The organism is Meiothermus taiwanensis WR-220, from assembly GCF_003568585.1.
GTDB lineage: Bacteria > Deinococcota > Deinococci > Deinococcales > Thermaceae > Meiothermus > Meiothermus taiwanensis.
In genome coordinates this window covers 2,172,344-2,192,114 of sequence record NZ_CP021130.1, presented here as the reverse complement: position 1 = coordinate 2,192,114, position 19,771 = coordinate 2,172,344, and the positions used below count along the sequence as shown (strand labels likewise).

Annotated in this window: 21 protein-coding genes; 13 read left to right on the top strand and 8 right to left on the bottom strand. The window is 64.2% G+C overall.

The window, feature by feature from the left end; all coding sequences use genetic code 11:
* Positions 1-76 precede the first annotated feature (76 nt).
* From MTAI_RS10770 to MTAI_RS10725, 10 genes are all read left to right on the top strand, one after another.
* Positions 77-1,309 carry a M16 family metallopeptidase gene (locus tag MTAI_RS10770; RefSeq protein ID WP_027888235.1) on the top strand — a complete coding sequence of 411 codons (1,233 nt, stop codon included), beginning with the start codon at positions 77-79 and terminating at the stop codon, positions 1,307-1,309.
* A gap of 20 nt (positions 1,310-1,329) precedes the next feature.
* Positions 1,330-2,568 carry a M16 family metallopeptidase gene (locus MTAI_RS10765; RefSeq protein WP_027888236.1) on the top strand — a complete coding sequence of 413 codons (1,239 nt, stop codon included), beginning with the start codon at positions 1,330-1,332 and terminating at the stop codon, positions 2,566-2,568.
* Positions 2,569-2,576: 8 nt separating this feature from the next.
* Positions 2,577-3,482, top strand: a complete 906-nt coding sequence (locus MTAI_RS10760; protein ID WP_036197144.1) for a CAP domain-containing protein — start codon at positions 2,577-2,579, stop codon at positions 3,480-3,482.
* Between the two features lie 52 nt (positions 3,483-3,534).
* A complete protein-coding gene (locus MTAI_RS10755) occupies positions 3,535-4,410 on the top strand; it encodes a DMT family transporter (RefSeq protein WP_027888238.1) in 876 nt (291 codons plus the stop codon).
* Positions 4,411-4,561: 151 nt separating this feature from the next.
* Positions 4,562-5,146, top strand: a complete 585-nt coding sequence (gene def / locus MTAI_RS10750; RefSeq protein WP_027888239.1) for a peptide deformylase — start codon at positions 4,562-4,564, stop codon at positions 5,144-5,146.
* Complete coding sequence (gene fmt, locus MTAI_RS10745) at positions 5,143-6,108, top strand: methionyl-tRNA formyltransferase (RefSeq protein WP_043982687.1); 966 nt, start codon at positions 5,143-5,145, stop codon at positions 6,106-6,108. The genes def and fmt overlap by 4 nt, the downstream gene beginning before the upstream one ends.
* 61 nt (positions 6,109-6,169) lie before the next feature.
* A complete protein-coding gene (locus MTAI_RS10740; RefSeq protein ID WP_027888241.1) occupies positions 6,170-8,014 on the top strand; it encodes a serine/threonine-protein kinase in 1,845 nt (614 codons plus the stop codon).
* Positions 8,015-8,025: 11 nt separating this feature from the next.
* A complete protein-coding gene (locus tag MTAI_RS10735; protein ID WP_027888242.1) occupies positions 8,026-8,280 on the top strand; it encodes a type II toxin-antitoxin system HicA family toxin in 255 nt (84 codons plus the stop codon).
* Complete coding sequence (locus tag MTAI_RS10730; protein WP_027888243.1) at positions 8,280-8,492, top strand: type II toxin-antitoxin system HicB family antitoxin; 213 nt, start codon at positions 8,280-8,282, stop codon at positions 8,490-8,492. Before MTAI_RS10735 ends, MTAI_RS10730 begins: the two co-directional genes overlap by 1 nt.
* Positions 8,493-8,567: 75 nt before the next feature.
* Complete coding sequence (locus tag MTAI_RS10725; RefSeq protein WP_051349839.1) at positions 8,568-10,937, top strand: ATP-dependent helicase; 2,370 nt, start codon at positions 8,568-8,570, stop codon at positions 10,935-10,937.
* Between the two features lie 93 nt (positions 10,938-11,030).
* Here MTAI_RS10725 and MTAI_RS10720 read toward each other — a convergent pair whose 3' ends face one another.
* Positions 11,031-11,753, bottom strand: coding sequence for a tetratricopeptide repeat protein (locus MTAI_RS10720; RefSeq protein WP_223299709.1), 723 nt, complete (start codon positions 11,751-11,753; stop codon positions 11,031-11,033).
* A 203-nt stretch (positions 11,754-11,956) separates the two neighbouring features.
* Here MTAI_RS10720 and MTAI_RS10715 point away from each other — a divergent pair, with 203 nt between their 5' ends.
* Both MTAI_RS10715 and MTAI_RS15730 read left to right on the top strand, forming a co-directional pair.
* Positions 11,957-12,304 (top strand): type II secretion system protein, encoded by a 348-nt coding sequence (locus tag MTAI_RS10715; RefSeq protein ID WP_027888245.1) that lies wholly within the window; start codon positions 11,957-11,959, stop codon positions 12,302-12,304.
* Between the two features lie 65 nt (positions 12,305-12,369).
* Positions 12,370-12,717 (top strand): type II secretion system protein, encoded by a 348-nt coding sequence (locus MTAI_RS15730; RefSeq protein WP_027888246.1) that lies wholly within the window; start codon positions 12,370-12,372, stop codon positions 12,715-12,717.
* Positions 12,718-12,761: 44 nt separating this feature from the next.
* On the opposite strand, the gene MTAI_RS10705 is transcribed toward MTAI_RS15730, so the two are convergent.
* Positions 12,762-14,084, bottom strand: coding sequence for an O-antigen ligase family protein (locus MTAI_RS10705; RefSeq protein WP_081698403.1), 1,323 nt, complete (start codon positions 14,082-14,084; stop codon positions 12,762-12,764).
* 64 nt (positions 14,085-14,148) lie between these two features.
* Between MTAI_RS10705 and MTAI_RS10700 the strand changes: the two genes are divergently transcribed.
* Positions 14,149-14,649: a tetratricopeptide repeat protein gene (locus MTAI_RS10700; protein ID WP_245453114.1), complete on the top strand. Its 501-nt coding sequence runs from the start codon at positions 14,149-14,151 to the stop codon at positions 14,647-14,649.
* 69 nt (positions 14,650-14,718) lie between these two features.
* Here MTAI_RS10700 and MTAI_RS10695 read toward each other — a convergent pair whose 3' ends face one another.
* The 6 genes from MTAI_RS10695 to clpB all read right to left on the bottom strand — a co-directional run bounded on the left by MTAI_RS10695 (position 14,719) and on the right by clpB (position 19,743).
* Positions 14,719-15,357: a rhomboid family intramembrane serine protease gene (locus tag MTAI_RS10695; protein ID WP_027888249.1), complete on the bottom strand. Its 639-nt coding sequence runs from the start codon at positions 15,355-15,357 to the stop codon at positions 14,719-14,721.
* A 67-nt stretch (positions 15,358-15,424) separates the two neighbouring features.
* A complete protein-coding gene (locus tag MTAI_RS10690; RefSeq protein WP_027888250.1) occupies positions 15,425-15,838 on the bottom strand; it encodes an Hsp20/alpha crystallin family protein in 414 nt (137 codons plus the stop codon).
* Between the two features lie 72 nt (positions 15,839-15,910).
* On the bottom strand, positions 15,911-16,357 hold the full coding sequence (locus MTAI_RS10685) for a type II toxin-antitoxin system VapC family toxin (protein WP_027888251.1): 447 nt from the start codon (positions 16,355-16,357) through the stop codon (positions 15,911-15,913).
* Positions 16,354-16,644 (bottom strand): CopG family transcriptional regulator, encoded by a 291-nt coding sequence (locus tag MTAI_RS10680; RefSeq protein WP_027888252.1) that lies wholly within the window; start codon positions 16,642-16,644, stop codon positions 16,354-16,356. The genes MTAI_RS10685 and MTAI_RS10680 overlap by 4 nt, the downstream gene beginning before the upstream one ends.
* A gap of 53 nt (positions 16,645-16,697) precedes the next feature.
* Positions 16,698-17,123 (bottom strand): thioredoxin, encoded by a 426-nt coding sequence (gene trxA, locus MTAI_RS10675; RefSeq protein WP_013013172.1) that lies wholly within the window; start codon positions 17,121-17,123, stop codon positions 16,698-16,700.
* A 55-nt stretch (positions 17,124-17,178) separates the two neighbouring features.
* Positions 17,179-19,743 (bottom strand): ATP-dependent chaperone ClpB, encoded by a 2,565-nt coding sequence (clpB, locus tag MTAI_RS10670; RefSeq protein ID WP_027888253.1) that lies wholly within the window; start codon positions 19,741-19,743, stop codon positions 17,179-17,181.
* Positions 19,744-19,771: the final 28 nt, after the last annotated feature.

Sequence of the window (19,771 nt, the reverse complement as noted above, 5' to 3'; positions counted from 1 at the left end):
ATTCTTTTGTGGTGGGCCTTCGGCAATGTCAAAAAGGTCATGGTTTGGGAAAGGCTGGTTCGTATACTTGGTGGGTATGGCTTTATCTCAAGTTGAAGTGTTGCCCAACGGCCTGACGCTGGCCGTGGAAGAACGCCCCTGGACACCGGGTGTGGCCATGCAGCTTCTGGTTCCGGTGGGCGCGGTGAACGACCCCGAGGGCATGGAGGGCGCGGCCAGCCTGCTGGAGGGCTGGCTATGGAAAGGGGCCGGCAGCCGCGACGCGAGGGCCCTGGCCGAGGCCTTCGACGACCTGGGGGTGCGCCGGGGCAGCAGCAGCGCCCTCGAGTACACCACCTTTGCCGCGCAGTTCCTGGCCGACAAGCTGGAGGCGGTGCTGGGGTTGTATGCCGATGTGCTGATGCGCCCCCACCTGCCCAGCGAGGCCCTCGAGGCCGTGCGGCAGATCGCCCTGCAGGAGCTGGCCGCACTGGAAGACCAGCCCCCCAAGAAGATGTTGGCCGCCCTGCGCCGGGCGGTGTTTGCCAGCCCCCACGGGCGCAACCCCAGCGGGCAGGAGGCCCACCTCAAAGCCATCTCCGCCGAGGCCCTGCGGGCCGACTTTGCCCGGCGCTACGCCCCCCAGGGGGCCATTCTGGCCCTGGTGGGCGGTATCGGCTTTGAAGAGGCCAGGCAGGCTGTCCTGAACGCTTTTGGAGCCTGGAGCGGGGCGGGGGCGGGCTACCCACCGGTTGAGCTGGCGCCGGTGCGCACCCTGCACCTCGAGCAGGAGACCGCCCAGGTGCAGATTGGCCTGATCTACCCCGACATCTCCTTCGAGCACCCCGAGTTCTACAGCGCCCGCCTGGCCGCGCAGGTGCTCTCGGGGGGCAGCAGCAGCCGCCTGTTCACCGAGGTGCGGGAGAAGCGGGGCCTGGTCTACTCGGTCTACGCTGCGCCCAACGGTGTCAAAGGCTACAGCTACCTGACCGCTTACGCCGGTACCACCCCCGAGCGGGCCGACGAGACCCTGCGGGTGATGCAGGCCGAAATTGCCCGCCTGGCCGAAGGGGTGCGCGAGGAGGAGCTCGAGCGCACCAAGGTGGGCCTGCGGGCGGCTTTGGTGATGCAGGACGAGTCCTCGCGCTCGAGGGCCGCCAGCATCGCCCGCGACCTTTACCTGCTGGGCCGGGTGCGCACCCTGGACGAGATCGAGGCCCAGATTGCAGCCGTAGACGTGGCGCGCATCAACCGCTACCTGGCCGCCCACCCCTACCAGAACCCCTGGATTGCCACCCTGGGGCCGCGCAAGCTGGTGGCTGCTGAATAGATCTGCTTCCCGGAGTAACCATGACCCTGACCCGACCGACCCTGACCTTCCGACAAACCACCCTTGAGAACGGACTCACCGTCATCGCCGAGATCAACCCCGAGGCCAAGAGTGTGGCCCTGGGCTACTTCTGCAAGACCGGCAGCCGCGACGAGACCCCGGAGATCGCGGGCGTTTCGCACTTTCTGGAGCACATGCTGTTCAAAGGTACCGAGCGGCGCGACGCCTTGCAGGTCAACCTCGAGTTCGACCAGATGGGGGCCCAGTACAACGCCTACACCTCGGAGGAGAACACCGTTTACTACGGGGCGGTGCTGCCCGAGTTCGCCCCCCGGCTCTTGGAGCTGTGGAGCGACCTGATGCGCCCGGCTTTGCGCCAGGAAGACTTCGAGACCGAGAAGCAGGTCATCCTCGAGGAGATCGCCCTCTACGAAGACCGCCCCAACGTGATGCTCTTCGACTGGGGGCGGGCCCGCTATTTTGCCGGGCACCCGCTGGGGAATAGCGTGCTGGGCACCACCCAGTCCATCACCGCCCTGACCCGCGAGCAGATGGCTCTGTACCAGGCCCGGCGCTACGCCCCCTCCAACCTGGTGCTGGCCCTGGCGGGCCGGGTGGACTGGGAGCGCACCCTCGAGCAGGTGGCCGCGCTCACCGCTTCCTGGCCCAAGGGCCGCGCCGAAAGGGCCTACCCGGCGCTGAACCCGGCGGTGGGCGAGCTGCGCGAACCCTACCCCAAGGCCACCCAGACCTACCTGGCGGTTTTTGCCCCGGGGGTCTCGGCCCAGGACCCGCGCCGCTACGCGGCCCATATCCTGGCCAACATCCTGGGGGAGGAGGGCAACAGCCGCCTGCACTGGGCCCTGACCGATAAAGGGCTGGTGGAGTCGGTGGGGGCCGGGGTAGACGAGGCCGACCAGGCCGGTATGTTTTACATCTACGCCCAGACCGACCCCGCCAACGAAGAGCGGGTCAAGGCCGTGCTGCGCGAGGAACTCACCCGCCTCGAGCGCCAGGGGGTGCGCCCGGAGGAGCTCGAGCGGGCCAAAAACAAACTGGCCACCGCCCTGGTGTTTGCTGGCGAAACCCCCATGCAGCGCCTGATGAGCGTGGGCCTCCAGTACCTCTACAACCAGAGCTACGAGCCCCTGAGCGAGGTGGCCCGCAAGGTGGAGGCCGTCACGCTGGACGATGTGAATGGCTTGCTGGAGACCCGGCCCTTCAGCCGGAGCTTCTTCTACAGCCTGGTGCCGGCCTAGGGGTGGGGATGCGCTGGGCCTTGCTGCTTCTGGCCTGGCTTTGGGCCGTTGCCTTCGCCCAGAGCGCCCTGGAGCTGGAGGTGCTTCAGCGAACCAACCAGGTACGCCAGGAACGCGGTCTGCGGCCCTTGCAATGGGACGCGCTGGCCTACAAGGCAGCCCTGGGGCACGCCCGGGATATGCTGGAGCGCAACTTCTTTGCCCACCAGAACCCGGAGGGCCTGGGGGCTGCCGAGCGGATGCGGGCCGCGGGGGTGCTCGAGGTCATGGTGGGGGAGAACCTGGCCCGTTTCGAGGGCTACCCCGACCCCGAAATCCCCCAGCGGGCGCTGGTGGGCTGGATGAACAGCCCCGGCCACCGGGCCAACCTGCTCAAGCCGGAGTTCACCCACCTGGGGGTGGCCCTGGTGCGCCAGGGACAGCGGGTGATGGTGGTGCAGAACTTCATCGCCCGGCCCTTCGACCCCCAGGTGCGCCTGACCCCCGCCCAGGCCGAGCGCACCGTTCTGGTTCTTTCGGGGAGCGCCCCCGGTACGGTGGGGGTGTTTGTGGGCAACAACCTCTATGCCCGGCTCAACCCCCCCATCCAAGCCCGCCTCGAGCTGCCCCCCAGCGCCGAGGTGAGCTTTGCGCTCTTCGACGGCCAGACCTGGTGGGCCACCCAGAACGGCCAGCGCGGCCTGCGCCTCGAGCAGACCCTGGAGCGGAGCGCTGTACCCGGCCAGCGCATCTCGCTGGGCCTGCCGGCGGGCAGCTTCACCCTGGCGGTGGGCGCACAACCGCGCTTCTGGCAGAACGTTGCGGGGCCGGTGCGCCTCGAGCTCACCCTCCCCAGCACCCTGGAAGCGCTGTGGCTGGGCCTGCGCCAGGGCAACAGCATCAGCTACAGCCACCGCATTCCCCTGAAGCCCTAAGCCCTACCCTTCCCTTGCCGATAAGAGATCGTCCGTAGAGGAGCTGGTTTGGATGGAAGCTCGAGTTCTCTTCGCCATTGCCCTCACCATCCTGCCCTGGGCCTCGGCCTTTGCCGGGATCCGGGCCGGCCTGCACGACTACAGCCCCGCGCACCTCACCTTGCTGCGCTTTCTGGTGGCCTCGAGCGTAATGCTGATTTATGCCCTGTGGGTGCGGATGCCGATGCCCGAGCGGCGCGACTGGCCGGCCATCTTCGGGCTGGGGTTTTTGGGCATTACCGTCTACCACACCGCCCTCAATTTTGGGCAGGTCACGGTGAAAGCTGGCCCGGCGGCCCTCCTGATTGCGGTGGGGCCGGTGTTTGTGGCCCTGATGTCCTATTTTTTCCTGCGGGAGCGGCTCTCGGCCTGGGGCTGGCTGGGCATTGCGGTGGCCTTTACCGGGGTGGCCCTGATTGCGGTGGGCAACCATCCCGGTAGTTTTCAGCTCGAGCCCGGCGCTTTGCTGATTGTGCTCTCGGCCTTTGTGACCTCGGTGTATTTTGTGTTCCAGCGGCGCCTGGCACGTAAGTACAACCCCCTCAACTTCACGGCCTACACCATCTGGGCCGGTACGCTGCCCCTTCTGGCCTTCTGGCCGGGGCTCTTAGCCGAGGTGCGGGCGGCCTCGCCCCAGGCCACCTGGAGCGTGATCTACCTGGGGGTGCTGCCCGGCGGCCTTTCGTACCTGACCTGGAACTACGCCCTGAGCCGCGCCCCGGCCTCGCAGGTGACCAGTTTTCTGTATGTCTCCCCGGTGCTTGCCACCCTGATTGCCTACCTCTGGCTGGGGGAAGTGCCCGGCTTGCTGGCCCTGGTGGGCGGGGGTATTGCGCTGGTGGGGGTGATCATCGTGAACACGCTGGGGAGGGTGACCAAGGATGCTTAGCCCTGCTCGCGTTTCCCACAATTGCCTGCCCCACGGTGGCAGGCAATTTACCCAGTACAGCAAAATACGCTGTACTGGGTATTCGTGGGAAACGCTCTGCGGGCCTGCCTCCCAATAACCGCGTCTTCCTACCGGTACAATCAACAAAGATATGGCCGAGATTCTTCCCATCCGCCTGTACGGCGACCCTGTCTTGAAGAAAAAAGCCCTGCCGGTGCAGGACTTTAGCGGCATACCCCAGCTAGCCGAGAACATGCTCGAGACCATGTTCGAGGCCCGGGGGGTGGGGCTGGCCGCCCCGCAGGTGGGTGTGAGCCAGCGGCTGTTTGTGGCCGCCGAGTACCTGGACGACGATGAGGAGGAAGGCCCCGAGGCCAACCTCAAGACCCGCGTCAAGCAGCTGTATGTGATGGTGAACCCCGTCATCACCTACCGCGCGGGCCGGCAGTCCATCCTCGAGGGCTGCCTTTCGCTGCCGGGCCTGTACGCCGAGGGGGCCCAGCGCGACCTAGAGGTGCGGGTCGAGTACCAGGACGAGCACGGCCAGAAGAAGGTGCTCGAGGCCGAGGGCTACCTGGCGGTGGTTATGCAGCACGAGATCGACCACCTCGACGGCATCCTGTTCTTCCAGCGCATGTCCTTTGCCGACCGGCAGAAATTCCTCGAGGAGCACCGCGAAGACCTGGCCGAGTTCCAGCGCCAGGCCAAGGCCTTTTTGCGAGAAGCCAAGCGATGACCAGCGAGACCATCCCAACCCACTCCAACCCACGTCGCAGGGTGGCCTTTTTCGGCTCCCCGGCCTGGGCGGTGCCGGTGCTCGAGGCCCTCTACCAGCAGCACCAGGTGGTGCTGGTGGTGACCCAGCCCGACAAACCGGCGGGCCGGGGGCTCAAGCTCACGCCCTGCCCGGTGGCCGCCTGGGCCGAGGCCCAGGGCCTGCGGGTCGAGAAGCCCGCCAAGCTGCGCAAGAACCTCGAGTTCACGGAGCTTTTCCGGGAGATCGGCCCGGAGGTGGCGGTCACGGCGGCCTACGGCAAAATTCTGCCTGCCGAACTGCTGGAAATTCCCCGGTTCGGCTTCCTCAACCTGCATCCCTCCGACCTGCCCAAGTACCGCGGCCCGGCCCCGGTGCAGTGGACGCTGATCCACGGCGAGACCGAGACCGCCGTCTGCATCATGCAGACCGACGTGGGCATGGACACCGGCCCGGTGGTGGCCCGCTGGCGCACCCCGGTGGATCCCGAGGAAACCGCCGTGGAGCTTTCCAACCGCCTGCGCGACAAAGGGATCGAGCTGTTATTGGAGGCCCTGGCCGACCTCGAGCACCTGCAACCCCAGCCCCAGCCCGCCCTGGGCACCCACGCCCCCATGCTGCAAAAAGAGGACGGAAAAATCGTCTGGGAGCGTAGCGCCGAGGAAATCTACAACCGCCACCGGGGGGTACAGCCCTGGCCGGGAAGCTGGTTCGAGCACCAGGGCAGGCGGGTGAAGGTTCTGCAGATGTCGAGGGATGTGCCGGAACGGCCTACAACCCGTGCCGAACCAAGCACGGTTCTGCACCTGGCCGATGGGCTATGGGTGGCCGCCGCGCAGGGGAGCCTCCTGCTGAAAGAGGTGCAGCCCGAGGGGAAGAAGCCCATGCCGGCCGCCGACTGGGCGAGGGGGGCCCGCCTGCGGGTGGGCGACCGGCTGGGCTGACCCAGCTTTGCTAGCCAGCTATCGGAAAAACACCGCCTGATTCATAATGGGGGCGTAGCCCATGAGTACCACGGATAAGGTTAAGCTGGCCGGGCGCTACAGGCTGCTGGCCCCCCTGGGCGAAGGGGGGATGGCCGAGGTCTGGCGGGCCGCCGACGAGCGCATGGATCGCCTGGTGGCGGTCAAGATTCTGCACACCTACCTGCCCCCCAGCGAGCGCAGCCGCTTTTTCCGCGAGGTGAAGGCCCTCTCCAAGCTTTCCCACCCCGGCGTGGTGCAGGTCTTCGATATCGGCGAGGAGGAGGGCCGCACCTATTTTGTGATGGAGCTGGTGGAGGGCGGCAGTTACGACCGCCTGGGCCCCTTCGAAGACGGCCTCGAGGGCCTGCGCCTCCTGACCGCCTCGGCGCGGGTGCTCGAGGCCTTAGAGCACCTGCACCAGCGAGGCGTGATCCACCGCGACCTCACCCCCCGCAACATCCTGGTCACGCCCGAGGGCCAGCCCAAGGTGATGGACTTTGGCCTGGCCTATCTGATGCAGGAAAGCCGCCACTTCACCCGCACCGGCATCACCGTGGGCACCCCGGAGTACATGGCCCCCGAGCAGGCCAAGGGCCTGGCCCTCACCCCCCAGGCCGACCTCTACAGCTTTGGCGCGGTGCTCTACCGCACCTTTACCGGCAAGCCCCTGTTCGAAGGGGAAAACGACCAGTCGGTGCTCTACCAGCACGTCTACGAGCCGCCCAGGCCCCCGCACAGCCTGAACCCGGCCATTCCCCTCGAGGTCTCCGAGCTGATTCAGTCGCTTTTGCAAAAAATCCCCGGCGAGCGCCCGGCCAGCGCGGCCACGGCCCACGCGGTGCTGGAGGAAACCCTGCGCCGCTACCGTGAGCGCCTCTCGGCCACCCCGCGGGCGGGGGCCGGCCGCAGCGGCCACTACCCCAGCGGCCCCGCGCGGCCCGAGAAGCTCGAGCTGCGCGGCACCCACGACCTCTCGGGCCAGGTGGCCTGGCCGGGGGAGCTGGTGGCCCGCGAGGGCAGCCTGTGGGTGGGGGCCGGACAGGGCATCGCCCGGCTCGACCTAACCGACGGCTCGGTTCACCGCCAGCGCCTGGGCGACGAGGTCTCGGCCCCGCCGGTGGTAACCGAGGAACGGGTCTATGTGGCGGCCTGGGATGGCCGCCTGACCGCCATGTCACTGTCCGGGCGGCCCATCCTGAGCTTTCCCACCCGCGCCGAGATCACCGCGGCCCCGCTGGTGGCTGAGCTCATCTACCTGCCCGGGCGCGACGGCTTTCTGTACGCCCTGGATGCCAGCGGCACCCTGCGCTGGGGCTTCCAGGCCGGTAGCGAGCTTTCGGCCTCGCCCACCCTCTACCGGGGGCTTCTGTTCGTGGCCAGCGAGGGCGGCTGGCTTTTTGCCCTCGACCCTTTGAGCGGACACCTGCGCTACAAGGTGGAGACCGGGCCGGTGCACACCGCCCTGCCGGCCCGCGGCGGCCTGCTTTTTATCCCCACCTGGGCGGGCGAGATTCACGCCTTTGATCCCCTCACCCGCGAGGTGCAGTGGAGTTTCGACCTCGAGGGCGAGCTCTGGGGGGCCCCGGCCCTGGACGAGCGTTACATTTACGCGGCGAGCTGGGCCGGTAGGCTCCACGCCCTCGACCAGAAGACCGGCGACGAGATCTGGAGCCTGCCGGTCGGCAAGGTCACGGCGGCGCCCTCCATAGCCCACGGGGTGCTGTACCTGGGCACCGAGGAGGGCCGGGTGCTGGGGGTGGAGGCCAGAAGCGGTCGTTTGGTTTTCGAGGCCACCGGCTTAGGCCCCATCCAGGTGCCCCCGCTGCCCTACCGGGGGGCGCTTTACGTGGCCACGCTGGCAGGGAAGCTGTACCGGTTTGCTTGATGCTATCTGCCATGGGCCGTTTTGAGAAGCTGCTTCTAAAAGTTCTGCGGGGTACTGCCGATGCCAACATAGACTTTGACGACCTCCGGCAGTTGCTGCTTCACCTGGGTTTTGAGGAGCGGGTAAAAGGAAGCCACCACATTTTCCGCAAGGAGGGTATTGAGGATCGGATCAATCTTCAGCAAGATGGAAGCAAGGCCAAGCCGTACCAGGTGCGGCAGGTTCGCGCGGTGATTACCCGGTACAAACTTGGGGGTGAGGAATAGTGTATAAGTACGAGATCATCATCTACTGGAGCCAGGAAGATGGTGTTTTTATCGCCGAGGTGCCCGAGCTGCCGGGCTGTATGGCGCACGGTGACACCCCAGAGGCTGCGCTGGCCAATGCGCAGCAGGCCATCGAGCTCTGGATCGAGACTGCCAAAGAGTTTGGCGATCCCGTCCCCGCGCCCAAAGGGCGGCGTTTGCAGTTTGCCTAGAGCGCTTTTCGGAAAAGCCGGCCTCGAGCCCGAAACCTAGGGGAGTGGCCGGTTCTTGAGTAGACTGTTCGGGCCGTGTCGCTGCGCCTCACCGACGAACAACAAGCCATCGTGGCCCACAACGAGGGGCCGGCCTTGGTGTTTGCGGTGGCCGGGGCCGGCAAGACCACCGCACTGGTGCATCGCCTCGAGCGCCTGGTGCGCGAGCGGGTCTTCGAGCCGCGCAAGATTCTGGCCACCTCTTTTAGCCGCCTGGCGGTAGACGACCTCAAGCGGGCGCTCTCGCGCTGGCCCCACACCCAGGGCATCCAGGTTTCCACGCTGCATGCGCTGGGCTACCGCATCGTGCGCAAGGCGGCCTCGGAGGGGCTTTTGAAGCTAAGCGAGGCCAGGGAAGAGGGCTCCGAACAGGCCCTCTTGCAGCGCACCCTGCGGCGGGCGCGGGAACTCAGACTGCCCTGGGTGCCCGAGCTGGAGAACCTCGAGGCCGAGGACTTTCTGAGCTACGTGGGGGCCTGCAAGGGCAACCTGCAGTACGCCGACTTAGAAGGGGCCGGGCTGCCCCCGGCGGCCCTGCGGGTGGCGAGCCAGGCCCAGGCGCCCAAGGAGCTCGAGTGGTACCTGGAGCTGTACAAACTGATGGAGCAGGTGCGCCGGGAGGAAGGCCTCCTCACCTTCGACGACATGCTCATGACCGGCTGGGAGGTGCTGGTGCGCTACCCCGGGATTCTGCAGACCGTGCAGAAGGCCTTTCAGGCGGTGCTGGTGGACGAGTTCCAGGACGTGAACCTGGCCCAGTCGGAGATGCTCGACCTGATCACCCAGCCCCACCGCAACTACATGGCGGTAGGCGACGACGACCAGACCATCTACGAGTGGCGGGGGGCCAGCCCGCGCTTCATCCTCGAGTTCGCCCAGCGCTATGGGGCCAAAAAATACCTGATCCGCGACACCTTCCGCTGCCCCGCCCCGCAGGTGGTGCTGGCCGGGCGGGTGATTGCCCACAACCAGCAGCGCGAGCCCAAACGACTGAGCCTGACCAGGGGTTTTGCGGGCCAGGTGCAGCTTCGCCTGGAACCCCACACCCCGGCCCTGGCCCAGCGCCTGGTGAGCGATATTGCTGAACTGCTGGCCCAGGGCCGCAGGCTCAGCGAGATGGTGGTGCTGGTGCGGCTTTATGCCCAGACCCCCTACATCGAGCAATGCCTGATCGAGCGGCAGATCCCCTACCGGGTGGTGGGCAGCACGCCCTTCTACCAGCGCCCGGAGATCCAGGTGCTGCTGGCCTACCTGCAACTGGCCCTGAACCCCAGCAAGCGCCTCTGGCTGCAGACATACAACACCCCCAAGCGCTACCTGAGCCGGGCCCTGGCCGATGCGGTCTGGCGGCGGGTGGAGCGGGGGGCTTCGCTGGTGGAGGCGCTGCGGGCCGAGGTGGCCGGGGCTGAGGAGCGGGTGGCCCGGCGCCTATATGAGCTGGCCGAGCTTTTTGAGTGGCTGGGTGGGGCCATAGCCCAGGGCTCGGCCCATGATGTGCTGGTGGCCCTCGAGGTCCGCCTGGAGTACTGCCGTCATCTGCTGCGCTCCTCGGGCTTCTACGAGGTGGGGGTGGGCCGGGCCGAGGGGGTGCGGGCCTTCCTGGAGTACGCCCGCGACAAGGGCCGTGTGCCCCAACTCTTGCAGCACCTCGAGCGGCTGGCCCAGGAACACCTGGGCGACGAGCCCGCGCCGGACACCCGCGAACGCCTGAGCCTGATGACCATCTTCCGGGCCAAGGGACTGGAATGGCCGCTGGTCTTCATCCCCGACTGCAACGCAGGCACCCTGCCCTACAGCGGTTCGGAGAACCTCGAGGAGGAGCGCCGCCTCTTTTACGTGGCCCTGACCCGCAGCTCGCAGCATACCTTTCTTTATGCCCTCTCCAGCCTGCCACTCTCGCCCTTCTTGCAAGAGGCCGGGTACCCGCAGGTGCTGGAGGCTGTGGGGCGGGTAGGGGAGGCCCTGGGGATGAAGGCCGAGGAGCTCTCCACCGCCCAGACCCTGGCCCTGGCCCAGGGGGCCCACAAGCTGGGCCTCGAGCGCTTCTTGCATAGCTGGTGGAACGCCGAGCAGGCCCAGCCCATCGCCGCCAAGGTGCTGCGCCTGTTCGCGCGCGCCGAGCGGGCGGGCTGGCTCGAGGCGCTGGGTCTCACCCCGGAAGCCAGGGGCCTTTGGGAAGCCTTCGATGTGGAGCCGGGAGAGGGGGTGGTGGGGGAGTTTGCCGACCTCGAGCGCTTCTTGCTTAAGCCCAAAGCTCCTGAAATATCGCTGGGGCAAAAGGTGCGGCATTTTCAGTTTGGCACGGGGCTGGTGGTCAGCCTGGACGATGGCGTGGCCACGGTGGCCTTTGCCGATGGGGTGCGCAAGCTGGCCCTGCGCTATGCCCGGCTGGAGGTGGTGGGCTAGCTGGCATAACGCATTTCGGTAGCATCAACGGGTTTACAGGCCCAAGAGAACGTCCAGCCTTCACAGATGCTCGAGCCGGTGTCAAACATGGCCTCAAGGCCGACGGCCGACCAGCCAGAGTACCAACCCCAGCACCAGCAGCCACAGCCACCAGCGGCCCCCCAGCAAAAACCTGCGCTCCGGCATGGGCAGCGGGGCTCCCGGTGTGGGCGCTCGGGGCGGGCGTGTCACAGGCCGCATCTGCAGGCGCTGGCCCTGCTTAATGTGGTAGACCGCTTTATCGATTTGGCCCTTCTTGCGATAGGCCGCACCCAGGTTGTGGTGGGCCAGGGCGTAGTCGGGGTTCAGCCGGAGCACCTCTTGGTACAACCGGATGGCCTCATCGATCTGGCCGGCCTCGAGGGCCAGGTTGGCCAGGTTGGTTCTGGCCCTAAAGTGGCGGGGGTCGGTCTGCAAGGCAGCCTCAAAGGCCTGCCGGGCCTGCACACGGTCGCCCTGCGAGATGTATACCAGCCCCAGCACTGCCCAGGCCTCTGCCCCCAGGTGGGGATGGCCCAGGTAGGCCCTGATCTGCTGCTCGTCCTCGGCTTCGAACGCCTGAATGGCCGCCTTAACCTGCACCACATCCAGATAGCCCTGCACCAGGTCGCCGTCCTGCTCCAGCACCTTCAGGGCTCTGTCGTACTCCTTCAGGCGTAGCCAGTCGCGCAGCTCGAGCAGCACCGCCAGCCCGTCGGCATCGCCTTCTTCTCCCGCCAGAATGCGGCTACGGGCCTCTTCGTAACGCCCCAACTCGATGAGCCGATTAACTTCCATAAACACCAATCTACCAAGCCTTTAGCCCACGTAACGCTTGGGGGCTTAAGTTGGGTCAAATTCCACAAGCCCTGCAAAACCAGCCGCTATACTAAACCCTGGAGTTCGGGAATCGGCCCGCTCCCATGAGGCCCAAAGCTTTATCTGCACTACGCAATACCGCACCCATACCATATACCGGTGCGGAACCCTTAGGAGAAAGTATGAAGAAGTCCGGTTTCACCCTCATCGAGCTCCTGATCGTCATCGCCATCATCGGCATCCTGGCCGCGGTGCTGATCCCCAACCTGCTCAACGCCCGCCGCACCGCCCAGATTCGCGCCGAGCAGGCCTACGCCCAGAACGTGTACAAGGCCGCCAACGCGTACCTGGCTGAAAACGTCACAGCGAGCGCTGGCTCGGTGCCTACCAGCTGCACGGGCAGCTATAGCGTCGGCAACTACGGCGCGGGCACCGCTCCCAGCACCCTCAACACTTGCACCGTGAGCGTCACCAGCGACGGGCGGGCTTCTGTGTCCTATAGCGGCCTTAGCAGCGGTAACATCCAGTAGCCACTCTTGTATTAGGCAAGCCCCCTGGTGGCACTCCTCCAGGGGGCTTATTGCAAGGAGCGACCATGCCTACACGGCCCGGTTTTACCCTCATTGAGCTCCTAATCGTTATTGCCATCATCGGGATTCTGGCCGCCGTACTGCTGCCCAATTTGCTACACGCCCGCAACGCTGCTTTTCTAAGGGCCGAACAGATGTATTTGCGTAACGTTGTTTACGCTGCCAACGCCTATCTTTCAGAGAATGTGCTGGCCAGCACACTCCCAACCGATTGCATGAATGGCTTTAGCGCAGGAAGCTATCAAGTTCAGCCCCTGGCCCGCCCCACCCTGACTTTTTGCCAGGTATTGGTCTACGGTGCGACAGCTACCGTTAGTTATAGCGGCCTTTCGGGCACAGGCCAGATGCCCTAATCCAAATCCGACCTCATACCATACCGGGGAGCTCTGGCTCCCCCTTATTTCTTTTGTCGATTGGCCTCAGCAACAGCCAGTGCAAACAGAACCCATAAAACCCCCTCAGAGAAAAAGGGAATGAACCACAGCAGTAAAAAAACATGGTAGGCCCAAAGGCCGGTGGCTCCCAGCGTAAGCCGCAAGAAGGCGGGCAAGCTATAAATTAAGAGCGCTAGGTAAAGCCCCAGCCCAACCAAGCCCCGCTGCAAGGCCACTTCTAGCAGTTGATTATGCGACTTCCACAGCACAATACTCTGGGTGTAGCGCTGACCTTTTTCATTTTCTACCACCCAGACCGGCACCGTGCCCGGTGTGCTTATGTAGTCAATCATCTTGTAGGCCCCAACCTCAAGGCGTAAAAACTGCTCCTGCTCGGAGGGGCTAAGGAACAAGGGCCAGTTGTAGTCAAAATTGCCGCCTCCCCAGCCCCAGATCGGCCGATCTAATATGCCTCCCCAGGCCGCCTTCCAGAAAAGCAGCCGGGCTTGCATAGATCCTGTGCTGGCAAGCTCTTTTTGTCCTCCCACGCCCCTGGCCTGGGTCCATCCAATCCCCGCCAGCACCGCCAGGATAGTAAGTCCCGAAGCCCATAAGCCCAGTCGCGGATACCGCCAGACTCCAATTAGCAAAATAGTAGCCAAGCCCAAAAATGCAGCCCGGTTGTAAGTTAGGCCTAACGCAAAGGCGATTATCAAGCTTGTCAGTAAGAAAGGCCAGCCAGGCTTGTGAAACCAAAAGGCCAGAGCAACACCTAATGTAGCTACCAAGTAGCCTGCCAAATGACCCTTTTGTGGAAAAGACACAATGGGTAAATCGGCAGGTGATGGAGGTGCGAAAATCAGCCCTTTTCCCAGGGCAATCTCGAGTACAGATCCCAGGCTAAGCAAGATTCCCGAGGCCACTACTCCCAAGGCCACACACTCCAGCGCCTTGGAGTCACGCCATATTTGGATGTATACGAAAACCAACACAAAAACAAATAGCAGTGATGCCAGCGCACCATCTCCACTTCTTGCTAAGCTTCCCATCAAGGCTACCGCTGGAACAGGCGTGAAAAAAGCAGCTAGCACCCCCCAGAGACCAAATAGCAAAGTAAAAAGAACCGGCTTGTGCTGCCATATAATTTTTGGCAGCAAACGAATATCCCGCAGACGAAGGTGCGGGTGGGCGAACCATTCAAAAAAGGCCGCTCCCAGCACAAATACCACGGTAAAAGTTATATGGTAAGTATAGTTAAGTCCCCAAAACCCACGTTCTGATGGCACGAATATCAGGGGGTAAACTGCTGCGTAAACTGCCCACCACCATCTGTAAATCAAGGTCATACTGAAAATCTAACAGCGATCATGCCATCGGGGGGGTTATAGTTCACTTACAATCAGGCAATGGTTGAACCCAAAATCAATTGTAGGACTGGGTCTTGGGCTGGGTTTGGCTGTCTGGTGGTACTGGCCCTGCGAACACAACTGTGCGGTTAGCCGTTACCTGGGGTATCGCCCAGCCGTGCTGACCGAGCTCGAGCGGGTTCCCGAACTTCAGCAGAACAAACTGCTGAGCGAGGCTGCGCGGCTCAATCCCAAGAGCCTTTGGGTCTATCGAACCCAGCTTGAACACGCTCGAGCCCCAGAAGAGAAGATGAGGCTTCTGCAGCAGATTATCGAAGTTTTTCCTCTAGCCAACCCGATATATTACTTGCAGCTTGCTGAGCTAGCCACAGACCTCAACCGGCCAAGTGATGCAATACGGGTGTTGGAGTTGGGTTTGAGCCGTTTTCCCCCCGATTTCAAGGGTTATCAGTCTGGTAATTTTTTTGGCGCGCTCACACCATTTTACGAAACCTGGCGCACCAGCGCACCAAGGCTGCTCGAGCGTTTGAAAAATGCCAAGTGATCTCATATGTGGCCTAGGCAGAGGCTATCTTTTTGCACCTCGGTCGGGTTAGTTTGCCGCTAAGACTGCCTAGTACCGTCTCCGTCCAGACTGTCTGCCTTCAAACCACCTTATCAACACCACCCCCGCCACAAACCCGCCTATGTGTGCCCAGAAAGCGATGCCCTCCTCGCCCATAAAATCGCCCACAAACTGGATCAGGAGCCAGTAGCCCAGGTAAATAACGGCGGGAATGGGCACCGGTATCCAGCCCACCAGCGAGAGGATTAGGGCGCGGGGGTAGAGCACGATGTAGGCCCCCAGCAGCGCCGAGATGGCCCCCGAGGCCCCGATCATGGGGATGTCGCTGGAAAAACCGCTCACCAGGCCCTGAATCAGGGCGGCGGCAACCCCGCCCAGCAGGTAGAAGAGCAAAAAGCGCCCGTGGCCCAGGCGGTCTTCGATGTTATCGCCGAAGACCCACAAAAACCACATATTGCCCAGAATGTGTAAGAGGCTACCGTGCAAAAACATGCTGCTGAAGAGGGTGACCCACTCGCCGAAGGGGTCGGCCACAAAGCGCGCCGGCACAAAGCCATAGGCCCCGATCACCGCGGCGGGGTCGGTGAGGCCAAAGGTATACACAAACCCCGCAAGGTTCAGCACCACCAGCAGGTAGACCACATACGGGCGGCGGTGGGCCCGGTTGATGTCGTGCAGCGGGAACATGCCCACAGATTACAGCAAGCACAACAAAAAACCCCCGCCAAGCGGGGGCAGGTGCTAGCTACAAACCTTACGGGTTGACCCGAACTTCAATGCGGCGGGGTTGGGCAGCTTCGGCCTTGGGGATATCGAGGTAGAGGATACCGTGCTTGAAGGTGGCCTCGATTTTGCCCAGGTCGAAGGTGTTGGGGATGACGAAGCTGCGCTCGAACTTGCCGTAAGGCCCCTCGAGCCGCCACTGGCTGGCATTTTCGGGCTTGTTGAAGGGGCGCTCGGCCCGGATGGTGAGGGTGTTGTTCTCAGTGGTTACCTCAACGTTGGAGGGCTCGACACCCGGCAGGTAAACAGCCAGGTGAATGCCCTGGGCATCCTCGAGCGCGTCCACCAAGGGCGTGTTGGCGCTTTCGGTGGTGGGGGTGAAAAAGTTGCGCAGCAGTGCGTTTTGCAGTTGTTCAATCTCGCGGAAAGGGTTGTACCGAACCATAGCAACCTCCTTTACGTAGGAAAGTATAAAACTTGAGTGTAGTATTGTCAAGTAGTTTTAGTGACTTATGAACTAACACGGCCTGACGGATAGCCCTTCGGCCCGCGCCGCCTCGGCCTGGTCGCGGTCTGCCGTCCAGAACTCCAGGGCCCCGGCCTCGAGGCCGCCTACCCGAACCGCCACCAGGGCGGTGGCCAGTTGTAGGGCATCGTAGGCCCGCAACTTATAGCTCAAAAGAAGGCGCTTGGCCTCGCGGTACACCGGGGGTCCGGGCGAGACCAGGCGGTACTGTAGAGCGGTGTGGGCCTCCAGCACTTCTATAGCCAGGTGCACCTCCTCCGCACTGAAAACCCCGCTCCGCTCTTTCATACGGAAGGCGGAAACCGCCTCTACTGGGGTCAAGGCGCTCGTGAGCACCACCTTCGCCTTTTCCAGCAGGGCCCTCACGGCCTCGGCCCCAGGCTCCTGGGGGTCGTAGCGCTTGATGAGGGCCGAGGTATCCAGGTACGGAGGGATCACCGCCCCTCCCGCCCCTCGATAACCGCCTGGGACAGCCCCAGCCGGCGCTTCCCTACCTGTGCTAGATAACGCTGGAAAGCTTCCTGGGCTTTAGCCGGCGTACAGGGGTGCTCCGGAAACTCCAGCAAGCCCTCCCGCGCCAGGTTGAGCAACACGGGGGCCTCTTCCTCCGGGAGAAGATCGAGGCTCAGGCGAATGATCTCGGCCTCGGTGCGCCCGGTCGCTTGCGCCAGACGCTTGAGCTTGGCGTCTTCTGCGGGGGTTAGGTAAACCTGTTTCCGGATCATACATCACGAATATACATCACCATACCCCAGCGCCGGAATGGGTAGCCCGCTCCCTACAAATGGGGCTGGAGTTTTTGCAGGAGCATATGCTTAGGCGCCGCCCCTACAATGCGCTCGACCGGCTGGCCGTTTTTGAAGAGGATCAGGGTGGGGATGCCCTGCACGTGGTAGGCGCTCTGGGCCAGGGGGTGATGATCCACGTTGAGCTTGACCACCTTGAGCCGGCCCGCGTATTCGCGGGCGATCTCCTCGAGCACCGGGGCAATCATCTTGCAGGGCCCGCACCACTCGGCCCAGAAATCCACCAGCACCGGCACGCTGGCCTGAAGCTCGGGGGTGAGGCCCTGGGTGGCGTTCACCAGCCAGGGCAGGGGCTTTTTACAGGCCCCGCAGACCGGCACCTGGCCGGCGGGGGGGTTGCCCAGGCGGTTTTTAGCGCCGCAATGGATACAGGTGGTGATGTTGTCGGATACAGCCATGGTTACTCCTAATCAACAGACGTCTGGGGCCGCCAAGGCCCCAGACGGTATCTCCTTAGGCCACCGCAGCCTGACGCACCTCGAAGGTGAGGCCCAGGGGGCCGCTGCCCACGTACAGATGGGCACCATCGGCCACCTCGCCCGCCAGAATCTTGCGCGAGAGGGGGGTCTCGAGCTCCCGCTGGATGACCCGTTTCAAGGGCCTAGCCCCAAAGACCGGGTCGTAGCCGCGCTGGGCCAGGAAGTCGAGGGCCTCTTGCGAGAGCTCGAGGGTAATCCGGCGTTCGGCCAGGCGCTTGCGCACCGCCTCGAGCTGGATCTGCACAATGGCTGCGATCTGCTCCCTGGCCAGCGGGCGGAAGACCACGATCTCGTCGAGGCGGTTCAAAAACTCGGGGCGGAAGTGCTGCTGCAACACCCCAAAGACCCGCTCGCGGATGGTCTCGTAGCTCTGGCCCGACTGGATGCCCTCGAAGATGAGGGGCGAGCCGATGTTGGAGGTGAGGATGATCACGGTGTTGCGGAAGTCCACCGTGCGGCCCTGGCCGTCGGTCAGGCGGCCGTCGTCGAGCACCTGCAACAGGACGTTGAACACATCGGGGTGGGCCTTCTCGATCTCGTCGAAGAGAACCACCGAGTAAGGCCGCCGACGCACCGCCTCGGTGAGCTGGCCGCCCTCCTCGTAGCCCACATAGCCCGGCGGGGCCCCAATCAGGCGGGCCACGGTGTGCTTCTCCTGGTACTCCGACATATCGATGCGCACCATGTTCTCTTCGGTGTCGAAGAGGCTGGCGGCCAGGGTTTTGGCCAGCTCGGTCTTGCCCACGCCGGTGGGGCCCAGGAAGAGGAAGGAACCGATGGGCCGGCCCGGGTCTTTGAGGCCGGCACGGGCCCGCCGGATGGCATCGGCCACCGCCACGATGGCCTCGTCCTGGCCCACCACCCGTTTGTGCAGTTCGTCCTCCAGGCGCAGGAGCTTCTCGCGCTCACCTTCCATCAGCTTGGCCACCGGGATGCCCGTCCAGCGCGAGACGATGGCGGCGATGTCCTCCTCGGTCACCATGGGCCGCACAAACTTGGCCCCGGCCATGCGGTCGGAGAGCTCGTTGACCTCCTGCTCGAGCCTCGGCAGCTCGCCGTAGCGGAGCTGGGCGGCTTTGTTCAGGTCGTAGGCCCGCTCGGCCTGCTCGATCTGGGTGCGCACCTCATCGAGGCGCTGCTGGGCCGCGCGGAGCTTCTGCATAATCTCGCGCTCGGCCTCCCACTCGGCCTGCTGCTTCTTGATCTCGGCCTCGAGCTCGGCGATCTCCTTTTCCAGCTCGCCCAGCCTGAACTTGCTCTCGGCGTCGGTCTCCTTTTTCAGGGCCTCGCGCTCGATCTCGAGCTGGAGTTTGCGGCGGTTCAGGGCGTCGATGCTCTCGGGGCTGCTCTCCAGGGCCATGCGCAGCCGGGCCGCGGCCTCGTCCACCAGGTCGATGGCCTTGTCGGGCAGCTTGCGGTCGGCGATGTAGCGGTGCGAAAGCTGGGCCGCCGCAATCAGGGCCGGGTCGGAGATGCGCACCCCGTGGTGCACCTCGTACTTCTCCTTGATGCCGCGCAGGATGCTGACGGTCTCCTCGAGGCTGGGCTCATCCACAAACACCGGCTGGAAGCGGCGCTCCAGGGCCGGGTCTTTCTCGATCTCGCGGTACTCGTCGAGGGTGGTGGCCCCGATCAGGTGCAGCTCGCCCCGGGCCAGCGCCGGCTTGAGCATGTTGCCCGCGTCCACCGCGCCTTCGGCCTTGCCGGCCCCCACCACGGTGTGAATTTCGTCGATGAACAGAATAATCTGGCCCGCGCTCTGCACGGTCTCCTGGATGACGGCCTTGAGCCGCTCCTCAAACTCACCCCGGTACTTGGCCCCCGCCAGCAGCGAGCCCATCTGCAGGCTTACGATGCGCTTGCCCTTGAGCCCTTCGGGCACGTCGCCCTTCACGATGCGCTGGGCCAATCCTTCAACCACGGCGGTCTTGCCCACCCCCGGTTCACCAATCAGCACCGGGTTGTTCTTGGTGCGGCGCAGCAGAATCTGAATTACCCGCCTTATTTCTTCGTCGCGCCCGATCACGGGGTCGAGCTTGCCCTCCTCGGCCTGGCGGGTCAGGTCGAGACCGTACTGCTCGAGGGCGTTGTAGGTTCCTTCGGCGTGTTCGCTGTTCACGGTTCTTCCTCCTCTAATCTCCTGCAGAGCTTGCCGAACCGCGCTGGCCTGCAACCCCCCATACCCGGTCTCGGCCAGGGCCAAGAGCAGCGTGTCCAGGGCCACGAAGCGATCCTTCAGCTCATCGGCCAGCTTTTCGGCCCGCCCCAGCGCCGAGGCCAGGCGGGACGACAGGTACTGCCCCCCCTCGGTGCCCGAAACCCTGGGCAACCGGCCCAGTTCGCTCTGGGCGGCCTGGTAGATATTTTGGGGGTTCTGCCCGGCTTTTTGCACAATCCGTGCTGGCAGACCCGCGGCATCCCGCAGCATCACCGCGGCCAGGTGCGGCAGGTCGATCTGCGAATGGGACGACTCCCGGGCCAGCACCTGGCTCTGGGCAATGGCTTGGCGGGCTTGTTCGGTGTAGCGCTCCAGATTCATATCAGTGTTATTATGAAACTTGAGTGTA